This is a genomic window from Variovorax sp. GW821-FHT09B01 (assembly GCF_059418345.1).
In genome coordinates, this window is record NZ_JBWKPQ010000002.1 from 560,882 (window position 1) to 581,404 (window position 20,523).

The window sequence follows — 20,523 nt, forward strand, 5'->3', positions numbered from 1 at the left end:
TCGGCTAGGGAAAAAGCTCGGATGCAAACCAACCTCCAATCCCAATGCAGATGGCTATTTCGTCTTCCAAGTGTTCCTGCGGGCTCGCCCATCTCGAACGCATACCGCGTCGCGCCTGGATGCGCTGGCTCCCGTGGCTGCGCCACTACCAGTGCACGCTGTGCGGCGGCAGGCGCATGGCCTCTGAAAACTCGGTGAACTCCGCCGTGGCTGCGCGCGCGAGCCGCGAAGCCGTCGAGCGACGGTAATCGGTCGGCCCTGACCATCGCCTGAACAGGCGCGCCCGCGGGGCGCGCACTTCTTCACCCGGCCCTCGCGCCGGGGATCGTTCGAAACTCTCTCGACCGCCGAGAGAAGCTCAGTCGTAGCGCACGGTCACGAGCGCGACGGCGGCCGCCTGCGCCGCCATCGACAACACCCCACCGTCCTGCCCGATCGACCGCTCGCTGCTTGGCGCGAGCGGTGTCGTGCGCCCCCGCGCGTCGATGAACGCGATGGCCAGCGGCTGTTCGCCGAGCGTATCGACCCGCACGCTGGCGCTGGGCGGATCGATCTCCTGGCGCAGGAAACGGATCTCCGTGGCGTGGCTCGTCACGCGGTGAACGAGCGCGCCCGGTCTCGCGTCGACGCGCATCTCGTAAGGTGCGCCGACGATCGCTCCGGTGAAGTGGATGGTCCCGTCGGCGGCCGTGGCCGCCAGCGGCAGAAGGCACAGGGCAAGCATTGCCCGAGGTGCCAGGTTTCGAAGCGTCGACCCGTGATGGTTCACGTTGACTCCCTTCTCGCTGCTCAGTTGGCTCCCTTATTTCTGAACAGAATGAAACCATTCTTTACAAGTGAATGCAAGCAATTGTTTCCGTCATTGCGAGGGGTTGCCAGTCGATCCGGGACCCTGTACGGGGCTGTCACCACGCTGTCGCGCCAGCGTGTTCCGCGCGGCGGTGGCGTCCGCGATCAGGAATGCAGCGCCGGCTCGGGCGGCGCGTCGCTGGCCTCGATGAACAGCCGCTTGATCATCGGAAAGCGCGCGCGCACCTGCCGCTCGATCGCGGCGATGGCCGCGGCGGCTTCGCCGGTGTCGGTGTCGTCCTTGAAATTGACGTCGACGATGGCGAGCACCTGGTCGGGTCCGATGTACATCGACAGCACCCGGCCCACCTCCTCTACGCTGGGCTGGGCCATCGCCAGCTCGCGGATCGCGCGTGCCGTCTCGGGCCGCACGCCCTCCCCGATCAGCAGGCCGCGCGACTGGGCGATCAGCAGCAGCGCCACGCCCGCGAGCAGCAGGCCGATCACCATCGAGGCCGCGCCATCGAACACCGGCATGTCGAAGCGGTGCCCGAGGTAGATGCCCAGCGCCGCGACCGCGAGGCCGGCCAGCGCGGCCGAATCCTCGGCCAGCACGGTGTAGGTGGTCGGGTCCTTGCTGCGGTCGAGCGCCTGCCAGAACGGCGTGCCGCCGGCCTGGGCGCGGAACTGCCGCAGCGCGATCAGGAAGCTCGTGCCCTCGAACACCGCCGCGGCCGCGAGCACCACGTAGTTCCAGGTCGGATCGCGCAGCGGCTCGGGATGGCGGATGTGCTCGATGCCTTCATAGAAGGACACGCCACCGCCGAGCCCGAAGATCAGCACCGCGACGATCAGGCTCCAGAAGTAGAGCTCCTTGCCGTGGCCGAACGGGTGCTCCACGCTCGCCGGGCGCTTGCTCAGGCGCAGGCCGACCAGCAGCAATACGCCGTTGAAGGTGTCGACCGACGAATGGATGCCCTCGGACAGCATCGCCGAACTGCCGGTGATGCCGGCCACGACGAACTTCGTGATCGCGATGGCGATGTTGGCGCCGATCGCGCCGTAGATGGCGATGCGGGATTCGGCCATGGGCTGGGCGTGGCCGTACGCCGGGCGGATCAGGGCAGGCCGAGATAGATGCGCAGGTCGTCCCGCTGGGTGCCGGCCGAGGCGACGGCGGTGCGAAGCCGTTCTTCCGACACGCCGAACCATTCGGTCCAGTAGTCGACTTCCTTGAGATCGGTCACGTCGATCCGGTCATCGTCCCTGGGGATGCGGATCTGAAGGTCTTCGGACATCGGGCGTTCTCCTGCGTTGAAGCCACGCAGTGTCGCGAGCGCGCGGCGCCACCAGGCCGGACGCGGACGACAGCGCGTGCAGGACGGCATCCATGCGCGCGGCGCACGCAAGAAGCTCAGGCGGCCTCGCGCGAAGCCGCCCCGAGCGCGTCGTTGCCCGCTTCCCCGAGCCAGCGCCGCTTGTCGCGCAGCGGCGGCGCGCCGAACATGCGGCCGTACTCGCGCGCGAACTGCGAGGGGCTCTCGTAGCCCACGTCGTGCGCGGCCGTCGCCACGTCGGCGCCGGTCAGCAGCATCAGCCGCCGGGCCTCCTGCAGGCGCAGCTGCTTCTGGTACTGCAGCGGGCTCATCGCGGTCACGGCCTTGAAGTGATGGTGGAACGAGGACACGCTCATGTGCACGGCGCGCGCCATGTCCTCCACCTTCAGCGACTGCGCGAAGTTCACGCGCAGCGCGCTGATCGCCTTGGCCACGCGCTGGGTGTGGCTGTCCTGCAGCGCGATCTGCCGCAGCCGCGCGCCCTCGCCGTTCACCAGCAGCCGGTACATGATCTCGCGCTTGATCAGCGGCGCCATGATCGGCACGTCCTCCGGCGTTTCCAGCAGGCGCAGCAGCCGCAGCACCGGCTCGAGCACCGGCATCGCGATGCGGTTGACGTACATGCCGCGCGAGGCCGGCGCATTGGCCTTGGCCGGCAGCTGCTCGTTGCGGATCAGCTCGCCGATCTCGTCGACCGCGAGCTCGAGCCGCAGGCCCAGGTAGGGCTCCTGCTCGCTGGTCACGCGCACCTGGCCGCACACCGGCAGGTCGACCGAGGTCACCAGGTAGTGCATCGGGTCGTACACGTAGATGTCGTCGCCCACCATGATCCGCTTGGAACCCTGCGCGATCAGGCCCAGCGCCGGCGTCTGCATCGCGTGCTTGGGACCGTCGGGCTTGCTGACGCAGTAGACGAACAGGCCGGGCACCGCGGTGTCGACGGAGCCGTCGCGGCCGCCGGTCACCAGGTTGATCAGGCGCACCAGCTCCTTGCGGGCTTCGTCGAGTTCGGGTTCGAGCGGCAGCGGCGTGCCGATGGCGGAAAGGATGTCGGGGGTTTCGTCGGACATGTGGCGGGGTCCTTGTCACGGTGGAGAAACAAGCGGCTCGAAGCTTAAACCTGCCCTGGCGCCAGCGCGCGCCCGCGGCCACCGGTCTGGAGAATTAGGCAAGACCTTTGCAGGAACGCGCTGGCCCCGGGCAGGTGCCTGGCCGGATACTTTTCGCAGCCCTCCGGGCTTCCCAACGCAAAGGAATTCTTTCGATGCAATACCGCAAATTCGGCCGCACCGGCCTCTTCGTCTCCGAACTCTGCCTCGGCACCATGACCTTCGGCGGGTCCTCGGGCATCTGGGGCCAGATCGGCGATCTCCAGCAATCCGACGCCGAGGCGCTGGTCGGCCGCGCGCTCGACGCCGGCATCAACTTCATCGACACCGCCGACGTCTATTCCGAAGGCCAGTCGGAAGTCATCACGGGCCAGGCGCTCAAGAACCTCAAGGTGCCGCGCGACAAGGTGGTGGTGGCGACCAAGGTGCTCGGCGAAACTGGCAGCAAGGGCGTCAACTCGGCCGGCGCCTCGCGTTACCACATCATGGACGGCGTGAAGGCCAGCCTGCAGCGGCTGCAGCTCGACCACATCGACCTCTACCAGATCCACGGCTTCGACCCCGCCACGCGGATCGAGGAAACCGTGGAGGCGCTCGACACCCTGGTGCGCCACGGCCACGTGCGCTACGTCGGCGTGTCGAACTGGGCCGCCTGGCAGATCGTCAAGGCGCTGGGCATCGCCGAGCGCAAGGGCCTGGCGCGCTTCGAATCGCTGCAGGCCTACTACACCATCGCGGGCCGCGACCTCGAGCGCGAACTGGTGCCGATGCTGCGCAGCGAGGAGGTCGGCCTGATGGTCTGGAGCCCGCTGGCCGGCGGCTTCCTCAGCGGCAAGTACAGCCGCGCGGGCGAGGCGCAGCAGGCCGAACAGGGCAGCCGCCGCATCGCGTTCGACTTCCCGCCGGTCGACAAGGAACGCGCCTTCGACTGCATCGACGTCATGCGCGAACTGGCCGAGGCGCGCAAGGTCTCGGTGGCGCAGATCGCGCTGGCCTGGCTGCTGCACCAGCCGGCGGTGACCAGCGTGATCATCGGCGCCAAGCGCGTCGACCAGCTCGACGACAACATCGCCGCCACCGCCATCCAGCTCGATGCCGACGAGCTCGCGCGGCTCGACAAGGTCAGCGCGCTGCCGGCCGAGTACCCGGGCTGGATGCTCGAGCGCCAGGGCGGCGTGCGGCGCCAGCGCGTGGCGGATTCGCTGTCGCGCGGCTGAGCCGACGAAAGGGCCGCCGAGCGGCGGCCCTGCCCTACTTCTTCGGCTGCACCTCGAAGGCCAGCAGCTGCGTGATCTGGCTCGCGGTGTTGAAGTTGTTGTCCGACACCAGCACCAGCGTGTCGTTGCCGTTGGGCAGTTTCGGTCCCCAGGCGATGCCCTCGATGTTGTCGAGCTTGGCCAGCCCCAGCGTGTTGAGGTCGAGCACCAGGCGCTTGCGCACCGGCTTGTAGTCGGCGCCCACGAGGCTGGCGAGGCCGCGCACGTCGGTGGCGCCCTCGGTCTCGATCTCGTAGAGGCGGATGTAGTTGCTGTAGTTGCCGTCGGCCGCTTGAACGCCCGCGCGCTCGATCACGAGGAACTGGTGGTCGTTGATCGCGAGCATCTCCGACACGCCGTTGTCGGCGTTCGGGCCGGTGGGCGCCTTGGGGATCGCATCGATCGGATAGGCCACCTGGCGCAGCACCGCGCCCGCGCGATCGAACTGCGTGAAGCGCGAGACCGCGCCGCTCGTGGGCGTGGGCAAGGGGCCGTCCTCGTAGATCGGCGCTTCCATGCCGACCCACAGGCTCTTGCCGTCGGCCGAGAAGCTCAGCGCCTCGTAGGTCGCGTTGTTGCGCGAGCCCTTCTCCTGCGTCGGCGACATCCTGAACATCGCGGGCGCCGGCAGGATCAGGTTGGCCACGCCATCGATGGCCATGCGCGCGACGAAGGGATCGAGGCCCTTGGCGCGATCGCCCTCGCTCCCCCACCAGAGGCCGCCACCTTGCGGATCGATGCGGAACGATTCGGGATCGGCCGCGGTGCCACCCGGCGCCGGATCGGGGCTGGGGTAGACCTTGCCGTTCATGTCCTTGAGCGCGATCGTCGAGCGGAAGCGCACCGAGGAAAAGCGCTGGCCGTCGTAGTCGAGTTCAGCCGTGTGGAAGCGCGACGAGGTGCGGTCGTCGCTGAGAAAGTACCAGAGCCTGGTGGCCGGGTCGTAATCGACCGCCGAGAGCCCGCCGACCTGCACGCCGTCGATCTTCAGGTCGTTGGCCAGCACCTGTTCGCCGATCAGCCGCACGCTCTGCACGCTGCGCTCGGGTGCGGGCGCCGGCGCGGGTGGTGGCGCCGCGGGCGCGGGCGCCGGTGCCACCGGGAGGAACACGGCGCCGTCGCCACCCCCGCCGCAGGCGGTCAGGACCGTGGCCGCGCAGAGCGCCGCTGCCAGAAGACGAAGAGCGGCGGGCTTGAAGGGAGGTGCGAAGGAAGGCATCGGGCGCTGCGCGAGTGGGCGAAGCGCCGGATGCTAGGGACGGCAGATGACGGTTCGGTGAAGCCGCGCCGCCCGCGACAACAGGAGCGCCCCGCTCAGCCCGTGTTCCGGCGCACCAGCGCCGCGATGTATTCGCGCAGCGAGACGCGCCCGCGATCGGGGTTCTCGACCTCGTACTTCTTCTCGAGCGTGACGCGCGTCATCGCCGCATACGAGGCCGCGCCCGCGTCCGAGAAACCCATCGCCTTGAACGCATGCTCCCACTGGCTGCGCGGCGTCTGGACCGCGCGCACCGTCTTGTTCAGCGCCAGCGCGAAGGCCTCGGCCACGTCCGCGCTGGTATAGGCCTCGGGCCCTTCCACGTGGTGCGGGCCCGAATCCTTGGCCGGCCCTTCCATCAGCCGGGCCGCGAACTGGCCCAGGTCGCGCGGCGCCACCATCGGCAGCGCGAAGTCGACCGGGTACATGGTGTGGACCACGCCCTGCTGCTGCGCCGTCTGCAGCGACAGGTCCCAGTTGCTCATGTAGTAGGCCGCGCGGATCACGGCGGTGGGAACCGGCTGGGCCGCGAGCGCCTGCTCCATCTCGTAGAGCACGCCGAGGTCGCCGATGCGCTCGCCGGGCTGCGCGCCATAGGCCGATTCGGCCACGATCTTCTCGAGGTTGGCGCCCTCCACCGCGCGCAGGATGCTGCGCAGGCTGCGCCGTTCCTCGGCCGCGGTGTCGGTCGAGGGTGCCGCGGGCGGGTTCAGCAGGAACAGGCGCTTGCCGCCGGCCAGCACGCGCTGGAACGCGGCGACGTCGAACACGTCGACCACCGCGACCTTGGCGCCCTTCTTGCGCAGCGCCTCGGTCTTCGCGGCCTGGCGCGTGATGACGGTGACGGGCTGGCCCTTGGCCAGCAGGGCTTCGGCCAGGGCCGAGCCCACGTGGCCGGTGGCTCCGAGGATGATGTGCATGGGTGTCTCCGTGAGTGTGCTTGCGCTCAACCGCGCTGTTCGTTGCGCTTGCGCGTGGCCGCGGCCTTGCGCGCCGAAGCCGACCGCGCGGCCGCGGGCCGGCTCGCCGCCGCGGCACCGCCCTTGTGGCCACCCTTGCGCGACGGCGCATGGTTCTCGGCCTTGCCGCGGCCCGAGCCGCTCTTCTTGCCGCCGCCGGTCTCGGCATTGACGGTGGCCCAGGCACGGCGCTCGGCCTCGCCCTTGCCGACACCGCTTTTCTCGTAGCCGTCTTCGATGTGTTCGGCCTTGCGTTTCTGCTTGTCCGTGTAGGACGACTTGTCGCCTCTTGGCATGGTCATCGCTCCTGTGTGGATGAAGATGAAAACCATGCTGCGCGCGCCGCGTGCACCCCGGGTAAGAAAAGCCAAGCGGCCTGCGTCAGTGCTGTCCGTCGTCGGCGACGCCACAGGGATGCATCGAGGTGTGTGGCAGAAGGCGGTGGTTCAGGCGCCCGTCCGCGCGCGAAGGCGGTGCAATCAGCGGATGCCTTCGCGCTGGGCGACCGAGCGCGCGTCGCGTGCCCATACCTGCAACACGAAGTCGTCCTCCTCGTGCAGCACCAGGCGCGCCAGGCCGAGCGCGGCCAGTGCGCCGTGCACGTCGGCGGTCGAGAGGCTGCGCTGCGCGAAGTCGGGGCGCCAGTCGCAGGCCACCAGCGTGCCGTCGGCGTCCAGCGTGCGTTCGCAGCAGGCGGCCACGCGGTCCATGGCCTCGCGGTCCAGAAAGTAGCCGATCTCGCTGAGCACGATCAGGTCGAAACGGCCGGGGCCCGGCTGCGGCTCGAGCGGCCAGTCCTCGGGCAACGTCTGCTGCCGCACCTCCACGTGGCCGAGCCCGGCCGTGCGCCGCCGCGCGGTCGCCACCGCCTGCGGCGAGAAATCGCTCGCGAGCAGCCGGTCGCAGCGCGGTGCCAGTTCCAGCGTGAGTTCGCCGATGCCGCAGCCGGGCTCGAACGCGTCCCGGTAGCGCGGCCGCGGCAATGCGGCGAGCAGCACCGCGCGTTTGCGCGCCTCGTACCAGCGCGCGCGCAGCGCGTACGGATCCTCGCTGGCCGCGTAGAGCGCTTCGAAGTACGGACGGTGCGTGTCGCTGCTCACAGGAAGACCACTTCGTACGGCCGCTGCGCGCGCGCCAGCGTGGTGGCGCGCAGCACCGGCGGCGCGCCGGTCGATGGATCGCGCCGCAATTGGCTCGTGAAGGCGCGCACCGCGTCGCGCTTGCGCCGCAGCGCCTCGGGGTCGAGCAGCAGGCGCCGTGCATGCCGCCACGGCATGCGCGCATCCGCGGGACGCGCCCAGTGCCAGCCCCAGACCGGCACCTCGACCAGCCGCGCGCCCGCGCTCGCGGCCGCCAGCGCGCAGGCCTGGCCCGTGGCCTCGTGGTCGGGATGGCCATCGCGGCGCCAGGTCGTGAAGACCACGTCGCGCGGCCGCAGCAGCGACACCAATTGCGCCGCCAGCATCGCCTGCATCGCCTGCAGCCCGCCGTCGGGCAGTTCGAGCCGCACCGGCTCGATCGACAGGCCCAGCCGCTCGAGCGCGCGCAGGCTTTCGCGCGGGCGGTTGCGCGCCAGCCGCTCGGGCGGCCACACGGCCGATCCGCGATGGCTGGCGGTGCCGTCGGTCACGGCGATCACCACCACCTCGCGGCCCTGCTGCGCGAGCTGCGCCAGCAGGCCGCCGACCGCGAGCACTTCGTCGTCGGGATGCGGCGCCACGACCACGACGCGGGCGCCCGCGGGCACCAGTTGTTCCGCGTCGATGGCGGGCAGCCGGGCCAGCCCGGGCCAGTCGTTCCATTCGTCCTCGGTGGTGCCGTCGCCGCGGATCGCACGGCGGGCCGGGTCGTCGAGTGCCTTGTCCGTCACAGCGCCCATGCGGCACTCCTTTGGTCGAAAACGATCTGCCCCAGCGCGGCCAGGTCGCGCTCGGCATGGCTTTGGCGCAAGTACACCGGCAGGTCGGCCATCGCGCGCGCGAAGCGCGCATCGCGGCACAGCGGCGCGGCGCCGAGCGCGCGGCCCGCGTGGCGCAGCACCGTTTCGGCCGACTGCTCCACCACGAGGCGCGCATTCAGGGCCACGCGGCGGGCGTCGTCGGCCGGATGGGTGTCGATCCAGTGCGCGGCCTGCTGCAGCACCGCGGCGCCGCCGGCCAGTGCGGCATCGATGGCACCGAGGTGCGCGAGCCGATGCGCGTCGGGCTTGGCACCTTGTGCCGCGAGCGCGAGCACCTGGCGCGAGATGCCGAGCGCGCCGCCCCACCAGCAGGCCGCGATGCCCGCGCCGCCCTGCCAGAAGCCCGGCCGGCTCACGTAGTCGCCCGGCCTGCCGACCGGCACCGCGAGCGCATGGTCGAAATGCACGTCGACGCTCGCGCTCGCCGCCATGCCGACGGCCTCCCAGCCTTCGTCCGAGACGCGCACGCCCGGCTGCCGGAGCGACACGGCCGCGAGGCAGGCACGGCCCTCCTCGTCGTGAACGCTGACGATCGCATGCGTGAGACCCGCGGCACCCGAGCACCAGGCCTTGCGCCCGTCGAGCCGCATGGCGCCGGGACAGCCCTCCTCGGGCCGCATGGCGACGCGCGCATCGGGCGGCTCGGCGCACCAGGTGCCCCAGCGCGAGCCGGGCGGCACGGCCGGGCCATGCAGCTCGGCCAGGATCGCGAGCGCATCGGTGTGGCCTTCGTAGAGCTTGGCCAGCGAGAGATCGTGTGCCGCGACCTCGGCCAACGCACGCCAGCGTATCAGCGTGCGGCCCTGGGCGGGCCAGGGCACGCGGTCGGCGCCGGCTTCGACGAGGCGGGTCAGTGCGGCCGCGGGATCGGCGGGAAGCCGAAGCCGCTCGAGGGTGTCGCTGCTGAGGTCCTCCGTCATGGATCGTGGGCGTCTCTGTGTCTGTGTGGGCCTGTTGAACTCACGCGACCATAGACAGCGCCTGTCCCCCGTCCCGTCGGCAGGCAGCCTCCGGCCTTGTAGGAGCAGCGGTGACGCGCCCTCCACCGGGCGCAATCAGTCAGTCCCCGAGCACCTTCTCGAGATCCGCCTTCAGGCTGGTGGCGCGCTCGGGCGCCTTCGCCAGGCCCGTGTCGACCAGCGCCTGGGCGATCGACCGCTCGCCCAGGTGCACCGCGATCCGCGCGAGGTGCAGCGCCGTGCGCGCGTGGATCGCGGTCGGATCGGTCTCGCGCAGCATCTGCACGAAGCCCTGCGGATAGCTGCCGTGCCGCGCGAAGAAGGCGCGTCCGGGCCCGGACCATTCGCTCACGATGAACGCGACCGTCTCCTCGGTTTCCGCCATCGAGCTGCCATAGGCCCAGCCGAAGGCCGGTCCGGGCGGCGGGTCCATGCGGTCGCGGAACACGCAATGCGATTCCTCGATCTCCGTCGGCGCGACCTGGCCACCGCCTTCGGTCGGCAGGAAATCGAGGTGCGCGCCGAGGTTCAGGTAGCACTGCTTGCCGCCGCTCGCGCCCTGCACGTTGAACACGTGGATCACCGGGCCCTCGATGCGTCGCAAGGTCTGGCCCGTGCCCTCGAAGCCTTCGGCCTGGAGCACGGGATAGAGCTGGCGGGTCAGCAGCTTGAGGAAGGCGGCACGGGTGGTCATCGGCTTCGGGGTCGGAGTGGATGGAAGGCGCATTCTGACCGCGCCATCGGGTTCGCTATGCTCGCCCCGCGTTTCAGGAGAACGACGGATGGCAGTGGTGGCACAGGATCAACGGATGGCGGCCTTGCGCGAGCTCGGCGTGTCCGAGGCCATGCAGCGGCTCGTATCGGGCGAATGCCTGCACGAGGCCTTCAGGGGCTGCTGCGTCGGACCGCCCTTTTATGCCTATCGCGGCGCCGCGGTGCCCGAGGGCCCGGCGCTGGTGCCGCTGTGGGACCGCGACAGCCGCGTCGCGGCCGTCTGGCGCCAGCACGACGGCCTGGCGTTCATCGAGTTCAGCATCGAGGACCCCGGCGCCTTCGAAGTGCTGGCCCGCACCGAGCAAGGCTTCTGGGCCAGTCGCTTCGACTTCCTCTACGAATGCGACCTCGCCATCGAGACGTTGCAACAGGCCGCCGACTCCGTGGGCTTCCGCTTCCTCGATCGCTACCTGGCGTCGCGCGAAGCCGCCGAGGATGGTCTGACGAGCTTCGCGGCGCATCGCAGCTGGCTGCACGCCCTGGTCGCGGAGATCGACCGCGAAGCGGCCGACCCCGGTCTCAGCGCCCGAGCGGCGCGAAGGCCGTCGCCTTGATCTCGACCAGTCCCCCTTCGGGGTTCAGCTCGGCGACGGCCAGTTCCACCGCCGCGGGATAAGGCGCCGCGAAGAACTCGTCGCGCACGCGCGCCATGGCCGCGAGCTGGCCGGCCTTGTCCAGGCGCAGCTTCGCGCCGCCGAAGACATGGAACATCTGCAGCTCGACCACGTCGTCGAGCCGCGCGTCGCAGGCGAGCAGCAGGCGCTCGATCTGGCGGAAGACGCTGCGCAGCTCGTCCTCGAAGCCGGCCTCGTCCATCGCCCCGGGGCCGCGCTGGCAGGCCACGATGCCCGAGAGATGGACGACATCGCCGGCGCGCCGCGCGGGTGCGTAGTGGAACTGCGCGACATCCGCCGCGAGCGCGTCGGGGATCACGACCTTGCCGGTGCGCGTGGGAATCTCGCGCATGCCGTCGATGGAAATCGGGTTCATCGTTTCAATGGAATGATTGTTCAAGAATTTGGCGAAAAAAGCGGACCGCGAAGGCCCGCCGTCATGAACGCAAGCCGGCATCAAAGCCTCGCGAGCGTCCCCTCCATCGCGTCCTCGAGAAAGGCGCGATCGGGCATCGACTGGCCGAGGATGCGCAGGCCGTAGTAGCTCGCGAGAAAGGCGCGCGCCATCTCCAGCGGCTGCCGCTCGCCGCCGAACTCGCCGTTGCGCTGCCCCACCGCGAACAGGTGGCACAGCAGCTGTTCGAGCCGCACCACGTAGACGCGGCTGATCTCGGCCACCGCCGGGTCCTTGCCTGCCCGGTCCAGCGCCGCGAGCAGCGCCATGCAGCCGCGCCGCTGCCGCGGATCGAGGTCGCCCTCGATGCCCCACAGCATCAGGCCGCGCAGCCGCTCCTTCGCGCTGCCGGGTCCGTTGAGGATGCGCGTCTGCGCCTCGATGCCAAGCTCCTGGTAGCGCAGCAGCGCCTGCTCGTAGAGCTGCTGCTTGCTGCCGAAGGCGTTGTAGAGGCTGCCGCGGCCCAGGCCGGTCTGCTGGCACAGCGCCTCGGCCGAGCTGCCGTCGTAGCCGTTCGACCAGAACACGTCCATCGCCGCCTCGACCACGGCGGTGTCGTCGAAGCCGCGCGGCCGGCCGCTCATCGCGTGGCCTCGGCCACGGCCCAGCTGTCCTCGAGCATGTGATAGCGCACGATCAGGCCGTCGCGCACGCCGATGTCGAAGGCGAAGGCGGTCTCGATCAGCCGGCCGGTGCGCTTCACGCGCGTGGCCAGGTCGCCGAGCACCACGGCACGCCCCTGCCCCACGAGGATGGCGTCGATCGCGAAGCGCTCGGGCGCCACGTGTTCGCGCAACTGGCGGAAGAACTCGGCCACGCCATGCCGGCCGCTCTTGCGGCCGATCCATGGCACGGTTGCCGTGTCGCCCGCGATGAACCAGTCGATGTCCTCGCTGAACAGGCGCGCGATCTCGGTCGCGTCCGCGCCTTCGCGGATCCTGCGAAACAGCGTGTCCACGGTTTCGCGCACGGCGGTGTCGGTCATCTCTGCGTTCCCCCAAAAAAGAAGGGGCCGGTCCCGCACCGGCCCCTCGAATCGATTCTAGGGCTTACTGTAACGATCGATCAAATATCGACGGCCGATGCCCCCGCTCACGCGAGGGGCGGCGCGTCAGCCCGTCACGGGGATGGGCCTGAACGACCAGACCAGCGGCGTGTAGTTCGCATAGTCCACGTCGACCACGACGGCGATCGGGTCGGGGATCGTCGGCGCCGCCGCATTGCTGGTACCGATGACCTTGGCATTGAGCTCGTTGCTCACCACGGACTTGCTCTGGATGAACCAGTAGCCGAGGACTTCGCTGGGCATCAGGCACCAGAGTTGGTTCTTGCGCTGGTCCTCGTCCTTGGAGATCGGCGCCACCACCACGTTCTGCTCGGTGGCCAGGGTGAGCACGAAGCCGGTGGTCATGGTCGTCTGCAGGTACCACCAGCCGGGTGCGCCCGCGGGGATGAAGCGCCATGCCTGGTTGGGTCCATCGTTCGGCGGATAGGCGATGACCTGCCGGTTCGGGGCGGGGTTGTTCCCGTAGACGTCGAGGACCAGGCTCGGCTTGCCGAACTGGCCGATGACGAAGGGCTGTTCCGGCGTGATGAAGTAGGCATCGGGTGCAATGAATCCCGGGTCGGTGATCGGCATCATTTCTCCTGTTCGCAATGGGTGGGAATGGCGGCGTTCAGGGCTCGAGCGGCTGATCGCTCGAACCGCCCGGCCAGTACTTGTCGATGAGCTGGTAGGCCGTCTCGAGATCCAGCTTGTTGCCGTGGTCTTCCAGCAGCGAGATGGCCTGCGGGCTCGTGGAGTTCTCGGGGATGAAGCACGGCAGCCGCGGATTGAGGTTGGTGAAGCGGTCCCCGAGCATCAGCTTGGCCAGGGTCGGCATGAGGTTGTCCGAGGTGCCGTTGAGGCACATGTCGAGCATCGGCGAGGACCGCTCCTGGTTCATCAGGAACGGTGTCGTGTTCTCGAACGGATTCGGCACGCCGTCCATCCATTGGCGCGCGCCCCATTCGTAGGTGTTGGGCGCGACCCAGTCGGGCATCAATCCGGTGCCGATGGTGATGGCCGAGATGTCCTCGAGCTTGTGGCCGCTGTGCACGGCCAGCGCGATCGCGGCCATCGTGGGATCGTGGTTGAAGAAGGCGCCGTCGACATTGCCTTCGAAGGAGTTGAGCTGGCCCGGCATCGAGCCGCTCGAGGTCGCGGCCTTGGCGATGGGGTAGTTCACATGGCCGTCGAAGCCGTCCTTCAGGTCGGCCTCGGTCAGCATGTTGGTGACCATCCAGGGCGACCACGGCTTGGGGACCACGATGCCGTCGACCAGTTCGAGACCGCCCACGTTGAAGGTCACGAACAGCACCTTCTTCCGGGTCTCGTCGCCGACCTTCTTGGCGCCGTGCAGCAGGTCCTGCGTTTCGTACACCGACTTGATCGGATAGGCCGGCGCCGTCGGATCGGTGTTCATGTTGTCGTAGAAGTTCAGCTCGCCGTGCGTGAAGAGATGGATGATCTCCTCGGGCGTCTTGCCCGCCAGCAATTCGCTCGTGATGATCGAGCCGGTCGAGCAACCTGCGATCAGGTCGACATCGCGAATCAGGTCGGGCCTGTATTCCTTCAGTCGCTTGAGAATCGTGACCGACATGAGTCCGCGAATTCCGCCGCCCACGAAAGCCAGGATGGTGAATTTCTTTGCCACTGGAAAGACTCCTTTAGGACATATCCCGAGATGGGACGCGGAGTCTCTTCTTCGCCGTCAATCGTCGTCTACGAGTGGATTCCCGCTGAGTTGGAATGTTGTACAACCCAATGGATTAGCACCCACGGCAATCCGTTGCGAGAAGAAAGTTCAATGGCGGAATAAATAATTCCGCATCAATTGGATGGTCTATTCGACATGGCGAATGATCGCATTGCAATGCATTCGCCGGAATTGAGATTGCAGCTTTTGATTGGCAGATCGATGTGACGGCATCGTGACCGTCAATGCCCGAACACCAGCAGCAGATTGTTCGCGGGCATCTCGTGCCGCGCGTGCAGGCGCAGCCCCGCATCGCGCGCCTGCGCTTCCACGTCCTTCAACGGGCGGATGCCCCAGGCCGGGTCGCGCTCGCGCAGACTCTGGTCGAACGCGAGGTTGCTCGGCGCCGGCACCGTGCCTTCCTCGAAGTAAGGCCCGTAGGTGACCAGCACGCCCCCGGGCCGCAGATGCCGCGCCGCGCCCTGCATCAGCGCGGCACAGGTGGCCCATGGCGAGATATGCAGCATGTTCGCGCAGTAGATCGCATCGAAAGCCTGCGCGAAGGCCGTGCCCTGCGAGGGCCAGGGTGCATCCAGCACGTCGAGCAGCACGGGCGACTTCAGCCCGGGCAGTCCGGCCTGCTCGACGCGGCGCGCGAGCGCGGGCAGCGAACGCGCATCGGCATCGCTGGTCTGCCAGGTCCATCCGGGCAAGGCCGTCGCGAACCACTCGGCATGCTGGCCGGTGCCCGAGGCGATCTCGAGCGCCGCGCCCCCGTTGCCGAGGAGGTCGCGCAGCCGCTCGAGGATCGGTTGCTTGTTGCGGTCGGCGGCGGGGCTGAAGGAAAGATCGGACATGCGGTGCTCGGTGGCAATGGGCGGGAGCCGGAGGCTATCAGCCCTCGACCGGCACGTGGAAATCGATCACCGCGCCGGGCCGCGTGGGTTCGAACTTGCCGTCGTAGAGCTCGAAGTCCGGACTGTCGGCCAGCTTGAGGCCCGAGGCCGGGATCAGCTGGCCCCAGATGGTCGCCATCGCGTTCTTCACCTGCGGGTGCAGCGCCGATCCGTCGAGCGTGATGCGGAACACCGCATAGGTCGCGGCCGGTATGCGCTTCTCGCTGAAGCCCGCGGGCAAGGTGCTGCCGGGCGCAATGCCCACGCCCGCCATGTAGTCGAAGCTGCCCTCCTCCCGGTCGACGCTCCAGACCGCGCCATAGGTGGCCCAGCTCGGTTCCTGGCCCTTGAATGGCAAGGCGCCGATGAGTGCGGACCACAGTTGCGGAATCTCGGCGCGGCTCTCCTGGTCGAAGCGCCGGGCCGGGCCGGCGATGCTGAAGGCCTCGAGGCGCACGAGGTCGGGCAGCCGGGTCACGGCGGTGGAGGTGCTGGTGGGCAGGTTCATGGGATATTGGCCTTCGATGGGTGTGAGCGCGAAGCCGGCGCGAAAGCGGCCGGGCGACACGCCGAAGATGCGCTTGAACGCGCGGGTGAATGCTTCCTGCGACTCGAAGCCGCAATCGAGCGCGAGCTCGACGAGCTTGAGCGCCGGCTCGTCGCAGAGCCGGCGCGCGCCGCGCACCAGCCGGCGGCCGCGCACATAGGCCATCACGCTGCGGCCCATGCGTGCGGTGAAGAGCCGCGAGAAGTGATACGGCGACAGTCCCGCCTGCTGCGCGATGCGATCGAGCGTGAGCGTGTCGTCGAGCCGCGCCTCGATCCAGGCGATGAGCTCGGCGATCAGGTCGGGGGTGGGTCGGTCCATGCCGCGATCATCGGCCACGCGGGCGCGGCGCGTCCTGACCGAACTTGCTGTCCAGCCCTTCGCGTTCGCTAGATCAGCCGCTGGATCGGCCTGCGCTTCCACACGCCGTGGAAGTACAGCGCCTGCAGCCCCAGCGCCACCAGGTAGGTCAGCGGATAGGCGACCCAGATGCCGCGCAGGCCGAGCGCCTGCTGCAGTACCCAGGCCAGCGGGAACAGCAGCACGGCCAGGCAGCCCAGCGAGATCGCCGTGGGCACGCGCACGGTGCCGGCCGCCCGCATCACGCTCGTGAACACGCTCGCCATGCCGAAGGCCACGCTGCCCCAGACCGTGATGCGCAGCACCGAGGCCGCGAGCTCGATCACGGCGGGGTCGTTGCTGAACAGGCTCACCGCGAGCGGCGCCGCCAGCGACACCAGCGCGGCCAGCCCGGCCGTGAGCGCGAGGTTCATCCACAGGCCCACGCGCTTCACATGGTCGATCTCGTCCAGGCGGCCGGCACCGATGGCCTGCGCCGCGAACACCGAGGCGGCGATGGCGATCGACATCGCCGGGAACTGCACATAGGCCATCACCTGGCCCACCGTGCCCCAGGCGGCCGTCGCGCCGGGGCCATGGCGGTTCACCAGCGACAGCAGCATCGCGTCGGCCAGCGAACTCGTGATGAAGAAGAGCCCGGTGGGCACGCCGAGCCGCGCCACCGTCGCGAGCACGGGTGCGTTCCAGCGCAGGTGCTCACGCAGCTTCGCGGGTGCGAGCAAGCTGTCTTTGCGATGCAGATGCCAGGCCAGCCACAGCACGGCCAGCGCGTTGCCCGTCATGCTGGCCCAGGCCGCGCTCTGGGTGCCGAGCCGCGGCAGCCCGAGCCAGCCGAGGATGAAGGCCGGCGTCAGCAGCACCCAGACCGAGGACGCCACGGCGAGCGCCTTGAGCGGCGTCACCGTGTCGCCCAGGCCGCGCAGCAGCGCCGCCAGCATCAGGTGCACGAACAGCACGGGCATCGCGGCGAACAGCACGCGCGCATAGCCCACGGCATCGGCGAGCACGTCGCCCGGCGTGCCCAGCGCCTGCAGCACCGGGCCGATCCCCGCCGCGCCGATGCCCGCGATGACGCACGACAGCAGCAAGGTTCCCAGCAGCACCGAGCCCGCGATGCGCCGCACCTTGTCCGTGTCGCGCGCACCCCAGGCCTGGCCCACGAGCACCGAGGCGCCCGTGCCCAGCCCGATCGCGAAGGCCATGCAGCACATGAAGAGCGGAAAGAAGCTGACCGCGGCGGCCAGCGAGCGCGTGCCGAGCAGCCGGCCCAGGTAGATGGTGATGGCCGTGCCGCCGAGCGCCTGCAGCACGTTGGTCAGGACCAGAGGGCCGAGGAAGACCAGGAAGCGTTGCCAGAGGGGGCGGGTGGAAGTGGACTCCATGGGGGGCGGATCGTAGCGCGCGCCCTGCCCCGGCCTCCGGCGTGGCTCAGCGGTCGTCGTCGTGCCACGCCGGGCCGGGCGTGCCCACCCTGCGCCGCGAGCGCGTGCGCAAGGTGATCGAGTAGCGCAGCGTCGGCGTCGGCGCGATCGCGTGCTGCCACTCCCAGCGCGCGGCGCCGCGCAGCAGGTAGATCGAGCGCGGCTCGACCCCCAGCTGCACCATGGGATCGTTGGCCGCGTAGTGGCCGTCGCGCCGGTAGGGCCGCAGCTGCATCACGGCGTCGCCGCGCAGCGAGATGCCGACGATGTGCTCGAAGTCGGGCACGTCGCGGTGCCAGCCCAGCGGCGTGCCGGGCTGGTACTCGGCGATCAGCGCATGGGTGAGCTCGGCCTCGTCGATGCCGGCCCAGGCCGCGGCGCGGCGCCGCAGCGGATGCAGCGATTCGGGCAGCGGCGCGCCGGGCAGCAGCCGGTTGGCATCGAAGTCGTAGCGGCCGCCGAAGCCGATGCCGCGGCGGCGCGCAGTGTAGGCCTTGTAGCGCATCTCGCGCAGCGTGAAGCCGCCGACGATGGCCAGCAGCTCGGCCTCCTCGGCGCGGCTCAGGAACTCCGGCGCATAGCGCAGCCCGTCGATGGCGGCGACCGGCGCGGCGCCGAACAGGTCGGGCTGCGCGTCGTGCTCGATGCGTCTAGCGGCGCGCATCGTCGCCCCTCCCCGGCCCACCTTGGCCACCCTGCCCGCCAAGGCGCACCTCCCACCAGCGCGGCAGCAGCTCGCGGATCTCGGCGCGCGAGAAGCGGTCGTCGAGCAGGTGCAGCACGCCCTCGTCCTGCTCGGTGCGGATCACGCGGCCCGCGGCCTGCACCACCTTCTGCAGGCCCGGGTAGAGGTAGGTGTATTCGTAGCCCTTGCCGAAGCGCGCGTCCATGCGCTCGCGCGTGATCTCGTTGAGCGCGTTGTACTGCGGCAGCCCGAGGCTCGCGACGAAGGCGCCCACGAGGCGCGTGCCCGGCAGGTCGATGCCCTCGCCGAAGGCGCCGCCGAGCACCGCGAAGCCGATGCCGCGGCCGCCGACGGCGAAGCGCTCCACGAAGGCCTGGCGGTCGGCCTCGGGCATGCCGCGGGTCTGGCTCCACACGGGCACCTCGGGATGCCGCGCGACGAAGGCGGCGCAGGCCTGCTCGAGGTAGTCGAAGCTGCTGAAGAAGGCCAGGTAGTTGCCGGGCCGGCGCGCGTACTGGCTGCCGATGATCCCGGCCACGCTGCGCAGCGAGTGCGCGCGGTCGCGCCAGCGCGTGGAAACGTCCATCGCCACCTCGACATGGAGCTGGCGGCCGCTGAACGGCGAGGCTACGTCGAGCACGGCCACGTCCTCGGGCAGGCCCAGCGCATCGCGGTAGAACGGAAACGGCGAGAGCGTGCCCGAGAAGCAGACGGCCGAGGCGGCATCGGCGAAGCGGCCTTCGAGAAAGGGCGCGGGCACGAGGTTGCGGATGGCCAGCCCGCGCGAGCCGTTCGGCCCCAGCGTGCGCTCGAACACCGAGTGGTCGCCGAAGCTCTCGGCCAGCCGCGCGAAATGCAGCGCATCGAAGAAGAAGCGCTGCAGCGGGCCTTGCGCCGCATCGGGCGTGGCCGCGAAGTGCTCGGCCATGGCGGTGTTGGCGGCCTGCAGGCTGCGCGCGAAGCGCTCGGGGATCTCGTCGGCGGTCTCGTAGTCGACCGCGTTGGCCTGCTGCGCCTCCTGCAGCGCGCCCCATTCGCGGTGCAGCCGCGCGAGCGGGCCGCGCACGGCGGCCGGCGCGGCGCGATGCGCCTCCTCGAGCGCGCCGTCGTCGAGCGGCGCGGTGTACATGCCGCGTGCGCGCTCGAGCAGGTTGTGGGCCTCGTCGACCAGCAGCGCGGCACGCCATTCGCGCTCCTTCATGGTGGCCCAGAGGAAGGCGCTGCCGTCGAAGTAGTAGTTGTAGTCGCCGACCACCACGTCGCTCCAGTGGGCCATTTCCTGCCCGAGGAAATAGGGGCAGACCTCGTGCGCGAGCGCGATGCGGCGCAGCGCCGGGCGGTCGAGCCAGGCGGCGCGCGCGGCCTCGGCGCGCGCTGCCGGCAGCCGGTCGTAGAAGCCCTTGGCGAGCGGGCAGGCATCGCCATGGCAGGCCCGGCCCGGGTGCTCGCAGACCTTTTCGCGCGCGGTCAGCTCGAGCACGCGCAGCGGATCGGCCGGCGCCTTGCCGCCCGCGGCGGCCTGGCGTTCGAGCAGCCGCAGCGCCTCGAGCGCGATCGCGCGGCCCGAGGTCTTGGCCGTGAGAAAGAACACCTTGTCGACGCGGCCGGCCGCGCGCGCCTTGAGCAGCGGGAACAGCGTGGCCAGCGTCTTGCCGATGCCGGTGGGCGCCTGCGCCATCAGGCAGTGGCCCTTCGAGGCCGCGCGGTAGACCGCCTCGGCGAGCTCGCGCTGGCCGGTGCGGAAGGCGCCATGCGGAAAGGCCAGCGCGCCCAGCAGGTCCGCCAGCGCCGCGTGATGCCGGCCCTCGCGCTCGGCCCAGGCGATGTAGCGGCCGCAGAGGTCCTCGAAGTGGGCCTGCAGTTCCTCGCGCGTGTGCAGTTCCTCGAGCACGGTTTCCTCGCCGCTCGCGAGGTCGAGGTAGACCAGCGCCACGGTGATCGCCGCATGGCCGTCGGCCTCGCAGAGCATCCAGCCGTAGCAGCGCGCCTGCGCCCAGTGCAGCGCGCGGTGGTTGCCGCGGATGGCGTCGAAGTCGCCGCGGAAGGTCTTGATCTCCTCGACGCGGGCGCTGCCCGACTGCAGCTCGTAGCCGTCGGCGCGGCCGCGCACCAGCAGGGCCCCGCATTCGGACTGCAGCGCGACCTCGCTCTGGTAGTTCTCGCCGCGCCGCCCCTGCACCAGCGCGTGGCCCGCCATGCCCTCCTGCGCGCTGGGCGCGGGCACGAAGCGCAGGTCGAGGTCGCCGGCCTTCGCGCCGAAGGCGCAAAGCGCCTTGACGGAGACAGGCGCAACGGTGGCGCAGAGGGCTTCGCGGGACATCGGCGTGGAGCTTCGACAGGATGCGGCGGCCGCCAGTATATGGATATTCATCCAGTGTGCTGGTGGAATTCACAGTATCCTGCCGGC

The 20,523-nt window shown here is 69.9% G+C and carries 23 protein-coding genes; 2 read left to right on the top strand and 21 right to left on the bottom strand.

From position 1 onward, the window contains the following. Positions 1-358: 358 nt before the first annotated feature. The 4 genes from AC07RV_RS09730 to AC07RV_RS09745 all read right to left on the bottom strand — a co-directional run bounded on the left by AC07RV_RS09730 (position 359) and on the right by AC07RV_RS09745 (position 3,196). The gene (locus tag AC07RV_RS09730) at positions 359-724 is read right to left on the bottom strand and encodes a hypothetical protein (RefSeq protein ID WP_296782581.1); all 366 of its coding nucleotides are present in this window, start codon (positions 722-724) and stop codon (positions 359-361) included. A gap of 230 nt (positions 725-954) precedes the next feature. Then, complete coding sequence (locus tag AC07RV_RS09735; RefSeq protein WP_296782579.1) at positions 955-1,878, bottom strand: cation diffusion facilitator family transporter; 924 nt, start codon at positions 1,876-1,878, stop codon at positions 955-957. A gap of 29 nt (positions 1,879-1,907) precedes the next feature. Continuing rightward, a complete protein-coding gene (locus AC07RV_RS09740) occupies positions 1,908-2,087 on the bottom strand; it encodes a DUF3606 domain-containing protein (protein ID WP_093341927.1) in 180 nt (59 codons plus the stop codon). 116 nt (positions 2,088-2,203) lie between these two features. Continuing rightward, positions 2,204-3,196 carry an AraC family transcriptional regulator gene (locus AC07RV_RS09745; RefSeq protein WP_093341925.1) on the bottom strand — a complete coding sequence of 331 codons (993 nt, stop codon included), beginning with the start codon at positions 3,194-3,196 and terminating at the stop codon, positions 2,204-2,206. Positions 3,197-3,390: 194 nt separating this feature from the next. Here AC07RV_RS09745 and AC07RV_RS09750 point away from each other — a divergent pair, with 194 nt between their 5' ends. Beyond that, entirely contained in the window at positions 3,391-4,452 is a 1,062-nt protein-coding gene (locus tag AC07RV_RS09750) for an aldo/keto reductase (protein WP_296782576.1), read from the top strand. A 34-nt stretch (positions 4,453-4,486) separates the two neighbouring features. Here the strand turns inward: AC07RV_RS09750 and AC07RV_RS09755 are convergent, their stop codons facing one another. The 7 genes from AC07RV_RS09755 to AC07RV_RS09785 form a co-directional block, all read right to left on the bottom strand. Continuing rightward, on the bottom strand, positions 4,487-5,710 hold the full coding sequence (locus AC07RV_RS09755) for an esterase-like activity of phytase family protein (RefSeq protein WP_296782575.1): 1,224 nt from the start codon (positions 5,708-5,710) through the stop codon (positions 4,487-4,489). A 95-nt stretch (positions 5,711-5,805) separates the two neighbouring features. After that, positions 5,806-6,669 carry an NmrA family NAD(P)-binding protein gene (locus tag AC07RV_RS09760; RefSeq protein ID WP_296782574.1) on the bottom strand — a complete coding sequence of 288 codons (864 nt, stop codon included), beginning with the start codon at positions 6,667-6,669 and terminating at the stop codon, positions 5,806-5,808. Between the two features lie 26 nt (positions 6,670-6,695). Further along, positions 6,696-7,004 (bottom strand): plasmid stabilization protein, encoded by a 309-nt coding sequence (locus AC07RV_RS09765; protein WP_296782573.1) that lies wholly within the window; start codon positions 7,002-7,004, stop codon positions 6,696-6,698. 183 nt (positions 7,005-7,187) lie between these two features. Further along, positions 7,188-7,808 carry a class I SAM-dependent methyltransferase gene (locus AC07RV_RS09770; protein ID WP_296782572.1) on the bottom strand — a complete coding sequence of 207 codons (621 nt, stop codon included), beginning with the start codon at positions 7,806-7,808 and terminating at the stop codon, positions 7,188-7,190. Further along, positions 7,805-8,587, bottom strand: coding sequence for a PIG-L deacetylase family protein (locus tag AC07RV_RS09775; protein ID WP_296782571.1), 783 nt, complete (start codon positions 8,585-8,587; stop codon positions 7,805-7,807). The genes AC07RV_RS09770 and AC07RV_RS09775 overlap by 4 nt, the downstream gene beginning before the upstream one ends. Further along, a complete protein-coding gene (locus AC07RV_RS09780) occupies positions 8,575-9,588 on the bottom strand; it encodes an acyl-CoA dehydrogenase family protein (RefSeq protein WP_296782569.1) in 1,014 nt (337 codons plus the stop codon). Before AC07RV_RS09780 ends, AC07RV_RS09775 begins: the two co-directional genes overlap by 13 nt. A gap of 139 nt (positions 9,589-9,727) precedes the next feature. Then, the gene (locus AC07RV_RS09785; protein ID WP_296782567.1) at positions 9,728-10,321 is read right to left on the bottom strand and encodes a DUF4304 domain-containing protein; all 594 of its coding nucleotides are present in this window, start codon (positions 10,319-10,321) and stop codon (positions 9,728-9,730) included. A gap of 88 nt (positions 10,322-10,409) precedes the next feature. Between AC07RV_RS09785 and AC07RV_RS09790 the strand changes: the two genes are divergently transcribed. Then, on the top strand, positions 10,410-10,955 hold the full coding sequence (locus tag AC07RV_RS09790; protein ID WP_296782565.1) for a hypothetical protein: 546 nt from the start codon (positions 10,410-10,412) through the stop codon (positions 10,953-10,955). Here AC07RV_RS09790 and AC07RV_RS09795 read toward each other — a convergent pair. From AC07RV_RS09795 to AC07RV_RS09840, 10 genes are all read right to left on the bottom strand, one after another. Further along, on the bottom strand, positions 10,921-11,391 hold the full coding sequence (locus tag AC07RV_RS09795) for a Rid family hydrolase (RefSeq protein ID WP_296782563.1): 471 nt from the start codon (positions 11,389-11,391) through the stop codon (positions 10,921-10,923). The genes AC07RV_RS09790 and AC07RV_RS09795 overlap by 35 nt on opposite strands. 80 nt (positions 11,392-11,471) lie before the next feature. Continuing rightward, positions 11,472-12,053, bottom strand: coding sequence for a TetR/AcrR family transcriptional regulator (locus AC07RV_RS09800; RefSeq protein ID WP_296782561.1), 582 nt, complete (start codon positions 12,051-12,053; stop codon positions 11,472-11,474). Beyond that, the gene (locus AC07RV_RS09805; RefSeq protein WP_296782558.1) at positions 12,050-12,454 is read right to left on the bottom strand and encodes a nuclear transport factor 2 family protein; all 405 of its coding nucleotides are present in this window, start codon (positions 12,452-12,454) and stop codon (positions 12,050-12,052) included. The genes AC07RV_RS09800 and AC07RV_RS09805 overlap by 4 nt, the downstream gene beginning before the upstream one ends. Positions 12,455-12,580: 126 nt before the next feature. Continuing rightward, positions 12,581-13,108, bottom strand: coding sequence for an RICIN domain-containing protein (locus AC07RV_RS09810; RefSeq protein ID WP_143129113.1), 528 nt, complete (start codon positions 13,106-13,108; stop codon positions 12,581-12,583). A 37-nt stretch (positions 13,109-13,145) separates the two neighbouring features. Beyond that, the gene (locus tag AC07RV_RS09815; RefSeq protein WP_444813822.1) at positions 13,146-14,165 is read right to left on the bottom strand and encodes a patatin-like phospholipase family protein; all 1,020 of its coding nucleotides are present in this window, start codon (positions 14,163-14,165) and stop codon (positions 13,146-13,148) included. Positions 14,166-14,449: 284 nt separating this feature from the next. Next, entirely contained in the window at positions 14,450-15,064 is a 615-nt protein-coding gene (locus AC07RV_RS09820) for a DUF938 domain-containing protein (protein ID WP_296782555.1), read from the bottom strand. Between the two features lie 37 nt (positions 15,065-15,101). Then, positions 15,102-15,971, bottom strand: coding sequence for an AraC family transcriptional regulator (locus AC07RV_RS09825; protein ID WP_296782553.1), 870 nt, complete (start codon positions 15,969-15,971; stop codon positions 15,102-15,104). A 68-nt stretch (positions 15,972-16,039) separates the two neighbouring features. After that, positions 16,040-17,392 carry an MATE family efflux transporter gene (locus AC07RV_RS09830; RefSeq protein ID WP_296782551.1) on the bottom strand — a complete coding sequence of 451 codons (1,353 nt, stop codon included), beginning with the start codon at positions 17,390-17,392 and terminating at the stop codon, positions 16,040-16,042. Between the two features lie 46 nt (positions 17,393-17,438). Beyond that, positions 17,439-18,095, bottom strand: a complete 657-nt coding sequence (locus AC07RV_RS09835; RefSeq protein ID WP_296782549.1) for an alpha-ketoglutarate-dependent dioxygenase AlkB — start codon at positions 18,093-18,095, stop codon at positions 17,439-17,441. Beyond that, the gene (locus AC07RV_RS09840) at positions 18,082-20,436 is read right to left on the bottom strand and encodes an ATP-dependent DNA helicase (protein ID WP_296782547.1); all 2,355 of its coding nucleotides are present in this window, start codon (positions 20,434-20,436) and stop codon (positions 18,082-18,084) included. The genes AC07RV_RS09835 and AC07RV_RS09840 overlap by 14 nt, the downstream gene beginning before the upstream one ends. Between the last annotated feature and the right edge of the window lie 87 nt (positions 20,437-20,523).

Bases quoted from the DNA above. Each gene is read 5' to 3' on its own strand.
- AC07RV_RS09730 (WP_296782581.1), bottom strand. From the start codon at position 724: ATGCTTGCCCTGTGCCTTCTGCCGCTGGCGGCCACGGCCGCCGACGGG.
- AC07RV_RS09735 (WP_296782579.1), bottom strand. From the start codon at position 1,878: ATGGCCGAATCCCGCATCGCCATCTACGGCGCGATCGGCGCCAACATC.
- AC07RV_RS09740 (WP_093341927.1), bottom strand. From the start codon at position 2,087: ATGTCCGAAGACCTTCAGATCCGCATCCCCAGGGACGATGACCGGATC.
- AC07RV_RS09745 (WP_093341925.1), bottom strand. From the start codon at position 3,196: ATGTCCGACGAAACCCCCGACATCCTTTCCGCCATCGGCACGCCGCTG.
- AC07RV_RS09750 (WP_296782576.1), top strand. From the start codon at position 3,391: ATGCAATACCGCAAATTCGGCCGCACCGGCCTCTTCGTCTCCGAACTC.
- AC07RV_RS09755 (WP_296782575.1), bottom strand. From the start codon at position 5,710: ATGCCTTCCTTCGCACCTCCCTTCAAGCCCGCCGCTCTTCGTCTTCTG.
- AC07RV_RS09760 (WP_296782574.1), bottom strand. From the start codon at position 6,669: ATGCACATCATCCTCGGAGCCACCGGCCACGTGGGCTCGGCCCTGGCC.
- AC07RV_RS09765 (WP_296782573.1), bottom strand. From the start codon at position 7,004: ATGCCAAGAGGCGACAAGTCGTCCTACACGGACAAGCAGAAACGCAAG.
- AC07RV_RS09775 (WP_296782571.1), bottom strand. From the start codon at position 8,587: ATGGGCGCTGTGACGGACAAGGCACTCGACGACCCGGCCCGCCGTGCG.
- AC07RV_RS09780 (WP_296782569.1), bottom strand. From the start codon at position 9,588: ATGACGGAGGACCTCAGCAGCGACACCCTCGAGCGGCTTCGGCTTCCC.
- AC07RV_RS09785 (WP_296782567.1), bottom strand. From the start codon at position 10,321: ATGACCACCCGTGCCGCCTTCCTCAAGCTGCTGACCCGCCAGCTCTAT.
- AC07RV_RS09790 (WP_296782565.1), top strand. From the start codon at position 10,410: ATGGCAGTGGTGGCACAGGATCAACGGATGGCGGCCTTGCGCGAGCTC.
- AC07RV_RS09795 (WP_296782563.1), bottom strand. From the start codon at position 11,391: ATGAACCCGATTTCCATCGACGGCATGCGCGAGATTCCCACGCGCACC.
- AC07RV_RS09800 (WP_296782561.1), bottom strand. From the start codon at position 12,053: ATGAGCGGCCGGCCGCGCGGCTTCGACGACACCGCCGTGGTCGAGGCG.
- AC07RV_RS09805 (WP_296782558.1), bottom strand. From the start codon at position 12,454: ATGACCGACACCGCCGTGCGCGAAACCGTGGACACGCTGTTTCGCAGG.
- AC07RV_RS09810 (WP_143129113.1), bottom strand. From the start codon at position 13,108: ATGCCGATCACCGACCCGGGATTCATTGCACCCGATGCCTACTTCATC.
- AC07RV_RS09820 (WP_296782555.1), bottom strand. From the start codon at position 15,064: ATGTCCGATCTTTCCTTCAGCCCCGCCGCCGACCGCAACAAGCAACCG.
- AC07RV_RS09825 (WP_296782553.1), bottom strand. From the start codon at position 15,971: ATGGACCGACCCACCCCCGACCTGATCGCCGAGCTCATCGCCTGGATC.
- AC07RV_RS09830 (WP_296782551.1), bottom strand. From the start codon at position 17,392: ATGGAGTCCACTTCCACCCGCCCCCTCTGGCAACGCTTCCTGGTCTTC.
- AC07RV_RS09835 (WP_296782549.1), bottom strand. From the start codon at position 18,095: ATGCGCGCCGCTAGACGCATCGAGCACGACGCGCAGCCCGACCTGTTC.
- AC07RV_RS09840 (WP_296782547.1), bottom strand. From the start codon at position 20,436: ATGTCCCGCGAAGCCCTCTGCGCCACCGTTGCGCCTGTCTCCGTCAAG.